Source organism: Nosocomiicoccus sp. HMSC059G07 (genome assembly GCF_001815515.1).
Lineage (GTDB): Bacteria > Bacillota > Bacilli > Staphylococcales > Salinicoccaceae > Nosocomiicoccus > Nosocomiicoccus ampullae_A.
This window is the reverse complement of sequence record NZ_KV820861.1, coordinates 29,834-38,587: the sequence shown is the minus strand read 5'-3', so window position 1 is coordinate 38,587 and position 8,754 is coordinate 29,834. Positions and strand designations below refer to the sequence as shown.

At 34.0% G+C, this 8,754-nt stretch carries 8 protein-coding genes; 7 read left to right on the top strand and 1 reads right to left on the bottom strand.

Annotated elements, in window-relative coordinates; genetic code table 11:
- Both HMPREF3029_RS06560 and HMPREF3029_RS06555 read left to right on the top strand, forming a co-directional pair.
- Nucleotides 1-437 (top strand): sensor histidine kinase (locus HMPREF3029_RS06560; RefSeq protein ID WP_246830709.1); only part of this gene is annotated, 437 nt, incomplete at its 5' end.
- A gap of 13 nt (nt 438-450) precedes the next feature.
- Nucleotides 451-1,077 (top strand): response regulator, encoded by a 627-nt coding sequence (locus HMPREF3029_RS06555; protein ID WP_068130646.1) that lies wholly within the window; start codon nt 451-453, stop codon nt 1,075-1,077.
- Here the strand turns inward: HMPREF3029_RS06555 and HMPREF3029_RS06550 are convergent.
- The gene (locus HMPREF3029_RS06550) at nt 1,067-1,942 is read right to left on the bottom strand and encodes a cation diffusion facilitator family transporter (RefSeq protein ID WP_070710217.1); all 876 of its coding nucleotides are present in this window, start codon (nt 1,940-1,942) and stop codon (nt 1,067-1,069) included. The genes HMPREF3029_RS06555 and HMPREF3029_RS06550 overlap by 11 nt on opposite strands.
- Before the next feature lie 502 nt (nt 1,943-2,444).
- Between HMPREF3029_RS06550 and HMPREF3029_RS06545 the strand changes: the two genes are divergently transcribed.
- The 5 genes from HMPREF3029_RS06545 (at nt 2,445) to HMPREF3029_RS06525 (ending at nt 8,749) form a co-directional block, all read left to right on the top strand.
- The gene (locus HMPREF3029_RS06545; RefSeq protein ID WP_040929032.1) at nt 2,445-2,891 is read left to right on the top strand and encodes a helix-turn-helix transcriptional regulator; all 447 of its coding nucleotides are present in this window, start codon (nt 2,445-2,447) and stop codon (nt 2,889-2,891) included.
- A gap of 49 nt (nt 2,892-2,940) precedes the next feature.
- Nucleotides 2,941-4,071 carry a DUF445 domain-containing protein gene (locus HMPREF3029_RS06540; RefSeq protein WP_070456210.1) on the top strand — a complete coding sequence of 377 codons (1,131 nt, stop codon included), beginning with the start codon at nt 2,941-2,943 and terminating at the stop codon, nt 4,069-4,071.
- 74 nt (nt 4,072-4,145) lie between these two features.
- Nucleotides 4,146-4,493, top strand: a complete 348-nt coding sequence (locus HMPREF3029_RS06535) for a YlbF/YmcA family competence regulator (RefSeq protein WP_040929034.1) — start codon at nt 4,146-4,148, stop codon at nt 4,491-4,493.
- 121 nt (nt 4,494-4,614) lie between these two features.
- Entirely contained in the window at nt 4,615-5,799 is a 1,185-nt protein-coding gene (locus HMPREF3029_RS06530) for a metallophosphoesterase family protein (RefSeq protein WP_068130637.1), read from the top strand.
- Nucleotides 5,800-5,803: 4 nt separating this feature from the next.
- Entirely contained in the window at nt 5,804-8,749 is a 2,946-nt protein-coding gene (locus HMPREF3029_RS06525; RefSeq protein WP_070710216.1) for an ATP-binding protein, read from the top strand.
- Nucleotides 8,750-8,754: the final 5 nt, after the last annotated feature.

Below are 8,754 nucleotides of genomic sequence, written 5' to 3'. Positions count from 1 at the left end.
CGACGTCTAAATATGCAATGAATGAAATGAAAGCATTAATTTGGCAGCTAAAACCAATTGGGTTAGAAAACGGGCTCGTCGACGCGTTAAAAGAATATGCAGCGCTCATTCATATTGAATTATCGATTGATATCGATGGATTTTATCAGTTGCCAGATAACAGTGAAATCGAAGTATTTCGTGTCATTCAAGAAGCGTTAAATAATACGAGCAAGCATTCGAATGTAAATAAGAGTGATGTAAAAATTATCGTTTCTGAAGGTGTGTTTTCTGTCGTTGTAAGAGATGAAGGTGACGGATTTGATATGAAAGAAGTTACGCGCCAACACGGTCTAAAAAATATGAAAGCACGTGTCGAACGACTCGGTGGGTTGTTTAGTGTTAAATCTAGTCTAGGGCATGGTACGACGATTCGCTTTACGATACCGATTGAATAGAGGGGATATAACTATGAATATTGTAATTACTGACGATCACGCAGTCGTGCGTGAAGGTATGAAGTTTTTACTTAGTACGACAGAAGATTTAAAAGTCGTTAAAGATGTCGATAGTGGTGCGAAGTTAATTCAGTTTTTAGAAGACAATCATAAAATGATAGATTTAGTATTACTCGATTTAGTCATGCCTGAAATGGACGGTATGGCAGTATTAGAAATCGTTAAGCGAGATTTTCCAAAATTAAAAGTCGTTATATTAACGAGCTACACGTCAGAAGAGTACGTACGTCCTGCATTAAATAAAAAAGCAGACGGCTATTTAATTAAAGAAATGGATGCGGATGATTTAATCGAATCATTAAGAAGAGTTGCAAATGGAGATCAGGTGATTCATCCTGATGTGGAGTTAATGTTATCTAAAGGGCAATTACCACATCAAAAAAATGTATTATCAACTAGAGAATTAGAAGTGTTAAAAGAGATGGTACTTGGTAAAAGTAATAAAGAAATCGCGGAGACGCTATTTGTAAGTGAAAAGACGGTCAAAACACATGTGAGTCATATTTTAAATAAACTCGAAGTGTCTGACCGTACACAAGCTGTCGTCTATGCGATTCGTCATCACATTATTAATTTATAACTGCAGGTTCTATATGAACGATTGTTTCAGTATCTCCGAATGCGTCGGACATAGCATGTTCGATGTGTTCGGTAATTTTATGTCCTTCTATCACGTTTAAATGTGGATTGACAGTGACTGTCACATCGATAAAATAAATAAATCCGTGAGAACGACCCTTAATATCTACAACGTCTATGACACCGTCGACATCTTCGATGAGTGTCTTCATTTGATTCAATATTTTGCTATTAAATCCGTCAGTTAATGTCGTTGCGGTTTCTTTAAAAATAATAATCGCAGTGTATATAATTAACGCTCCGATTAAAAAACTCGCAATTGTATCCAGTGTTTTAAAACCAAGTAATACTCCAATGATACCAATCGCAGCACCAAGAGATACCATGCCGTCTTGGAAGTTATCGATACTCGCAGCTTTTAACGCGACACTGTTGACTTTATTTGCAAGTTTATAGTTAATGACCGCGACGATAAACATTACAATCATTGAAAACAGAGATACATATAACGACGTCGTACTCGGTTCAGCGAAGTCATTATTAATAAATTTAATAACCGTTTGTATAATGACTTGTATACCGACCGCAAACATAATGAAACTTGCAATTAACGCTGCAATTAACTCTGCACGAAAGTGACCATACGTATGGTTATCGTCTCTTGGAATTAAAGCGATTGTTAAACCGATAAATAGCGCTGTCGATCCAATCACGTCAGTAAAGTTATTTAATCCGTCTGCGATTAACGCATCGGACTTATCGAAAAAACCAACGGTAATTTTAACGACTGTTAAAAAAATATATGTACAAATAGAAAGCACTGCACCGTGGCGTGCTTTTTTAATATTTTGTTTAATCGTTTGCATTTAAGCACCTCGAACAAAAATAATCTAGATATAAATTTTATCACTTTTTAATTGAGATTACATATGTATTATTTTACTTTTACGTCTAAAAAGGAATATAATAAAATAGCACGATAGGTATTAACAAACAGAAAACAAAATGGCATAATTATAAAATAAAAAGACGTATTAATTTGAAATTCATTAGAAAATTATATGAATAACATGCGTTTTAATTGCATTTACACTACATTATGTACTAAAATGTGTTTCTACGATGAAATTCATGTATATAGAATTCTCATCAAACGTTGACAGTATTATATTGTATGTCATTTTAAATATTATCCTACCAGTTTCATTCATCGTTGCGAAGATTTACTTTAAGATTTATAAATCGGTTTAAACTTTGTTCAACTAAAAGGTGCGACTGCTAAATGGGATGTTAATATCCTCGAGTCGAATGAGGAAAACACACGTTAACACATAGTTTAACGTATAAATGAAGGGAAGAATTTTAGTTATGGACAAAAAAGCCTTTACTAAGGTCATTCAGGAGAAGTTCAAAATAGTACGAACAGAAGCTGGCTATACTCAAGATTCAATGAGTCAAACAGTCGGTCTTTCTAAAAAGACACTCGTACAAATCGAAAAAGAAAGAATAGTTCCAAACTGGACAACATGTGTTTCAATTTGTGCATTATTCAGAGATAGCGACATTTTAACAAGTACTTTCGGTGGAGACCCACTAGAACTTGCTCAAGTATTATCTCGCGGTAATGCTCACTATCCACAATATAACAAAGAAATGTTATATTGGGAGAAATTAGAAGAAAAAGACGGATGGAGATTAGAGAAAAACAAAATGAACGATCTCTACCGCGTCGTAAATGCTGACAATCAGGCAGAACACGCGTCTTACCTAGAGCGTCAAGCAGTGACATTCTTCAAACAAAAAACTTCAGAATAATATGTCGAACACCTACACTTAGGTGTTCTTTTTTTAAGGAGGTATAAGAATGTCTGTGACGACGATTATAATAACGACAATTGTCGGTGCGTTAATCGGTGGAATAACGAACACGATAGCGATTAAAATGTTATTTCATCCGTATGAAGCAAAACATATATTTGGGAAACGCATCCCACTTACGCCTGGTGTTGTTCCGATGCGTAGAGATGAGGCATCTAAAAAGCTTGGAAATATAATTACAGGCTATTTATTAACACCGGAAGTTTTTGTAGAAAAACTACAAAGTAAAGAATCACAAAAGTTTATGGATTTATTCATCGATCGCCAAATTCAAACGATTGAAGAAGAAAACGTGTCAATCGGTGACGTGTTAAATAAAATATCTCCAAATTTAAAAGAGAAAATATTATCATTTTTATATCAAGAAATTGATTCGAAGATAAAAACGTCGAGTGACGAACTTATGAACAGGTCAATTGAATCGTTGATTCCGCATGACGCAAAAGAGACGATTGACAAAGAAGTCAATAATTTACATCTTGTGATTAACGAAAAAATCATTACTTATTTAACATCCGATAAAGGTTACGAAGATATATATACGATGATTGATGATTTTATCGAAAATAGAGGTAAACTCGAGCGTGCGTTAAAATATGTCGTACCGAAAGACTCCCTTGCAACTCGTGTACAAGGGGAGTTAGTGAAGCTATTAAGTCATGAAGACATGAAATCGATTGAACGAGAATTCATCGTAAGAGAGTATGATAAATTTATAAAAAAATCTCCGAGCGAATATATCTCTAAAATTGATCAAGAAAAAGCGACACATAGTGCAGCGGAAATTTTTAAACGCAAAATGAATTTAGAAGAATTACTCGATAGACCAATCGCTCAGTTAAATGAGACGATGTTTCAAACGTTTAAATCTTCAGGAAAACTACGTTTAAGAGACAACATCACGCATTATCTTGGAAAGTACATTCCAAGTATCGTAAAACATTTAAAATTAGCTGAAGTGATTAAACGTCAAATCGATAGTTTTGACATAAAAACACTCGAATTTTTAGTGTTTGAAGTTGCGAGAAAAGAACTCCAAATGATTATGTTACTCGGATATGTACTTGGAGGAATCGTTGGATTTTTACAAGGTATTCTCGTTCCGTTAATAGTGTAACCGTATCATTTTATTTTATATTAGACGTATGATATTATAATCAATATGAAATTTTAAATACAGAGGAGAATTCCATGGTAAATGTATATGATCAAGCAAATGCGCTTGAAAGTGCTTTGAGACAATCTGAAGAATTTAAAGCATTAGAATCTTTTTATAAAGCGGTAAATGAAAATGAAGATTCAAAAAAATTATTCGATGAATTTAGAGAAGTTCAAATGGAACTTCAATTAAAACAAATGCAAGGGGAAGAAATGTTAGATTCTGATATTGAGCGTGCACAGCAAACAGCACAATCAGTAGAAGAAGATGAAAACATTAAACAATTAATGGAAGCGGAGCAAAAATTAAGTATGTTAATCCAAGACTTAAACCGCGTCATTATGAAACCAATCGAAGAACTATACAAAGTGAATGAGTAAATTATAGTAGATTGTTTATAGGTTTTTAAACGAATATAATCTCTCAAGAGGCAAGGGTTAGACCCCATGCCTCTTTTGTCGTTTTTTGGTATAATGTATGAAAAGAAAGGTGAGGTGAACGATGGTTAAATTTATCCACGCCGCTGATTTACATCTCGATAGCCCGTTTAAGTCGAGAAGTGAATTGCCGCCACACATTGTTGATCGTTTAATGGAAAGTACATACAACGCAACGAAACGTATGATCGACTATGCAATTAAAGAGAAAGTCGATTTTATCATTATTGCTGGAGATGTATTTGACCAAAAAAACAGAACATTAAAATCAGAAATATTTTTAAAAGAACAATTTCAACGTTTAGAAGATAACGGAATCTTTACGTATATGATTCACGGTAACCATGACCCACTTGATCATAACGTTAAGACGAGTTGGCCAAGTACGGTTCATGTATTTAAAGAAAACATCGAAACATATCAATTGATGAGTAAAGATAACGAGAAAATCTTTTTACACGGATTTAGTTATTTACACGATGAAACATACGAAAATAAAATTGATCATTATCCAGTAAATAATCGAAACGACGGTATTCATATCGGTATATTACACGGAACGTATTCTAAGTCGAATACGAAGAGTAAACGATATACAGAATTTACTTTAGAAGACTTACGTTCGAAACTCTATCATTACTGGGCACTTGGGCATATACATCAGCGTCAAGAACTATCAGATATGCCGCTTATAAATTATGCAGGTAACATTCAAGGGCGTCATATGAATGAAACAGGAGAAAAAGGATTTTATATCGTATCCGGAGACCACGTTCATTTATATAGTACATTTGTCAGTGTTGAAGATATTCAGTTTGAACGCTATGATCTTGAAGTCAATAATATTTACCGTGATGAGTTATATCGTGCAGTCACGGAATATAAAAACAAACTCCGTAAAGAAGGTAGTCGTGTAATCGAATTGACGGTCTATTATGACGGAGAAGAAGACATTAGTGGTAACGACTATTACGAAATACTATCTCTATTACAAGAAGATGAACGAGATGTCGAAGACTTTGTGTGGATTGACCGACTATATATCGAACAAGAAAATGCCGATCAAAACGCACTACTCACGGATATAAAAAATTCATTTAAAGATGACGATGATCTATATAAAACAGCGTTAAACACGTTATATATGGACCCGAAAGTTAATAAATTTTTACCACCAATGGAAGATATCGACAAAGAAAAGCTACTAGAACTTGGTGAAGCACGTTTAAAACTACTCATGAGGAAGTAACAATATGAAAATTAAAGGATTAGATATATACGGTTACGGTAAAATCATCGATAAAAGTTTTAAAATTGAACATGATTTCGTCCAAGTGTTTGGGGAAAACGAAGCGGGTAAATCGACGATGATGTCGTTTATTCACTCGATTTTATTTGGGTTCCCGCGCCGAAACGAAGGCGAACCAAGACGTGAACCGAGACTTGGTAACGCCTATGGTGGGCGACTAATCGTTCAGTTTGTCGATGAAGTTGGACCGGTAACTATTGAACGTATTAAAGGTAATAAGTCAGCTGGAGACGTACGTATTACGATGGCTGACGGTACAGAACGAAGCGAAGATTGGCTAAAGAGAAAATTAAATTATATCGATAAAGAAATGTATCGTTCGATATTCTCGTTTGATGTTCTCGGTCTACAAGATATTAACAAAAACTTAACCGAAAAAGACCTTCAAGATTATTTACTGCGTGCAGGTGCACTCGGTTCTAATAAATATGAAGACATGCTTAACGCAATTAACACTAAGCTTGACGAGCTATATAAACGTAACGGTACAAAACCAGATATTAACGTAAAAATTGATTCGATAAGCAATATGACTGAAAAAATCGCAGAGCTTGAGTCGTATGAAGAGACATATGAATCACTCGTGAGTGAAAAGCATAAAATTATCGAAAGTATCGAACGTAAAAGACACTCGGTAAATAGTACTAAACAGCAACTCAAAAATAAGATGAAAGAAATTATGTATCATCCTGAAATTAAAGAGTGGCAAAGTTTAGCAAATAAAATCGATGTCGAACCAGTCTTATTCCCAGAAAAAGGGATTGAGCGTTATGAAGCGCTTAAAAACCATTTAACGACGGGTCAAAAAGATAAATTACTCCGTCAAGAAAAGCTCGAAGCACTCATCCGAGAAGAGAATAGAGTCGTGTTACCAGAAGAAGACACACTTAATTATTTAGAAAGACTGAGTAAAGAAGAGCCAAATATTAAACATGAACTGCTTGAACTCGAACGTTTACAAAGTGAAGTCGCAACGATCGAAGAAAAAATTCACCGCTCGATGAACGATATCGGTTGGCAAGAAGAGCATTTAGATGTAGATGATTCAAACATCGTGAGAGAAAATGTTCAAAGTTTACTCTCCCGTCACGATGAAATCGAAATGGAAAGCGAATTTTATAATAATTCAATCGCCCAGTTAAAAGATGAAATTAAAGAGACGGATAAAAAACTAGAAAGTTTCTCTGACACTCAAATTTCAAATCAAAGAATACGTGCAAAACTTGAAGTTCAAGACTTAGAACATGAGCTTAAAGAAAAAGAACGCGTCTATCATTTAATTGAAGATAAGTACTTTGAAGAAGAGAAAAAGCGAGAAGCACGTAATAAAACTCAAGGCACAGTTATTATCTCGATGAGTGTCATACTCATGCTAATTGGTCTGTCGTTTATCTTTATAAGTAACCAAAATATATACGGTATTATATTTATCGTCGTTGGGTTATTATCATTACTCTTATTAAAACTCAATAAAACTGAAGAAGAAGACGATCATTTAAAAGATGAATACGAACAAGACCTTGAAAAGCTTAAACAACAAATTAAAGAGAAAAAAGAAGCGCACGATTTAAACTTCGATTATTATGATGCACGTGAGATGATGAACGAAGTCGATCGTCATATGAATAAAAAGTTATCAGATGAAATTAAACTAGAAAGTTTAGAAGAAAAACGTTCGATTTTAGATAGTACAAATGATCAGTTAAAGCGAGATCTTGCTCGTGTTAAAGAGAAATTATACGTTAGCGATGAATTAGAAAATGCTCAAATCGTCGATACGATATATACGATTCGTAATATCAAACAAATGAGACGTAACATCGATGAGCTGAATACACGCATCGAAGCAATTGATAGTAATATTACGCAATTTAGTAATTCAGTTAGAGAAGAAGTTTCAAAATACGGTATCGATTTCCACATTAATTCAATTTTCTTTGAAACGAATAAGCTGCTCGAAAAGCTATTAAAAGATAAATCGACATATCATAACTTAAGAGAGCAAATTAACTTATTTGAAAACGAAATCGACGTCATTGATAATCGTAATTACGTTGCAGAAAAAGAAATGAAGGAACTCTTTAATTATGTCGGAGCAGATGATGAGGACGAATATTATTACTACGGCCGAATGTTTACAGAATTTAAAGAGAATGAAGCACGATTCAAAGAGCTCAATAACAAGTTAACAGAAGAAAACTTCGATTTAGAAAGAAGACAGCAATTATCTGAATTCAACACAGCTGATTTAAGAGACGAAGAAACAGCGCTTAATACGATGATCGAAAACTATGAAAATGACATCGACGAAGAGACAACTATGCTTGCAAAAATCGAACAAGACATTAAACATCTTGAAAAAAACGGACAACTTTCAGTACTCCGTCATCAATACGAACTTGAAAAGAATAGTATAGAAACGAGCGCTGTCGATTATATGTCACTGATGTATATTAAGACGTTAATCGAAGCACACATTAAAGCGATCAAAGACAAGCGTCTTCCAATCGTCGTTGAAGAAGCGAGAAAAATCTTTGAATATATTACAAAAGAACGCTATATCGATGTGATGTATGAAGACAACATCATTAAAGTGAAGCATAGTAACGGTCAAATTTTTGATCCTTCTGAAATCTCACAGTCGACAAAAGAACTATTATATATCGCGTTACGCATTAGCTTAATAAAAGCACTTAAAAACTATTATAATTTACCGATTATTATCGATGATGCATTTGTACACTTTGACCAGACACGTACAAGAACAATTTTAGATTACTTTAAAAAGCAATCAGAAGAACATCAAGTGTTATTCTTTACATGTAATTTAGAAAAGAGCATTCCATCGACAAATACAATCGTTTTACAAGATAGTAAAAATAGGAGGTAACAACC

What these genes read in the sequence shown, in the direction of transcription:
- HMPREF3029_RS06550 (WP_070710217.1), bottom strand. Translation starts at nt 1,942, where the DNA reads ATGCAAACGATTAAACAAAATATTAAAAAAGCACGCCACGGTGCAGTG.
- HMPREF3029_RS06540 (WP_070456210.1), top strand. Translation starts at nt 2,941, where the DNA reads ATGTCTGTGACGACGATTATAATAACGACAATTGTCGGTGCGTTAATC.
- HMPREF3029_RS06530 (WP_068130637.1), top strand. Translation starts at nt 4,615, where the DNA reads ATGGTTAAATTTATCCACGCCGCTGATTTACATCTCGATAGCCCGTTT.
- HMPREF3029_RS06535 (WP_040929034.1), top strand. Translation starts at nt 4,146, where the DNA reads ATGGTAAATGTATATGATCAAGCAAATGCGCTTGAAAGTGCTTTGAGA.
- HMPREF3029_RS06545 (WP_040929032.1), top strand. Translation starts at nt 2,445, where the DNA reads ATGGACAAAAAAGCCTTTACTAAGGTCATTCAGGAGAAGTTCAAAATA.
- HMPREF3029_RS06555 (WP_068130646.1), top strand. Translation starts at nt 451, where the DNA reads ATGAATATTGTAATTACTGACGATCACGCAGTCGTGCGTGAAGGTATG.
- HMPREF3029_RS06525 (WP_070710216.1), top strand. Translation starts at nt 5,804, where the DNA reads ATGAAAATTAAAGGATTAGATATATACGGTTACGGTAAAATCATCGAT.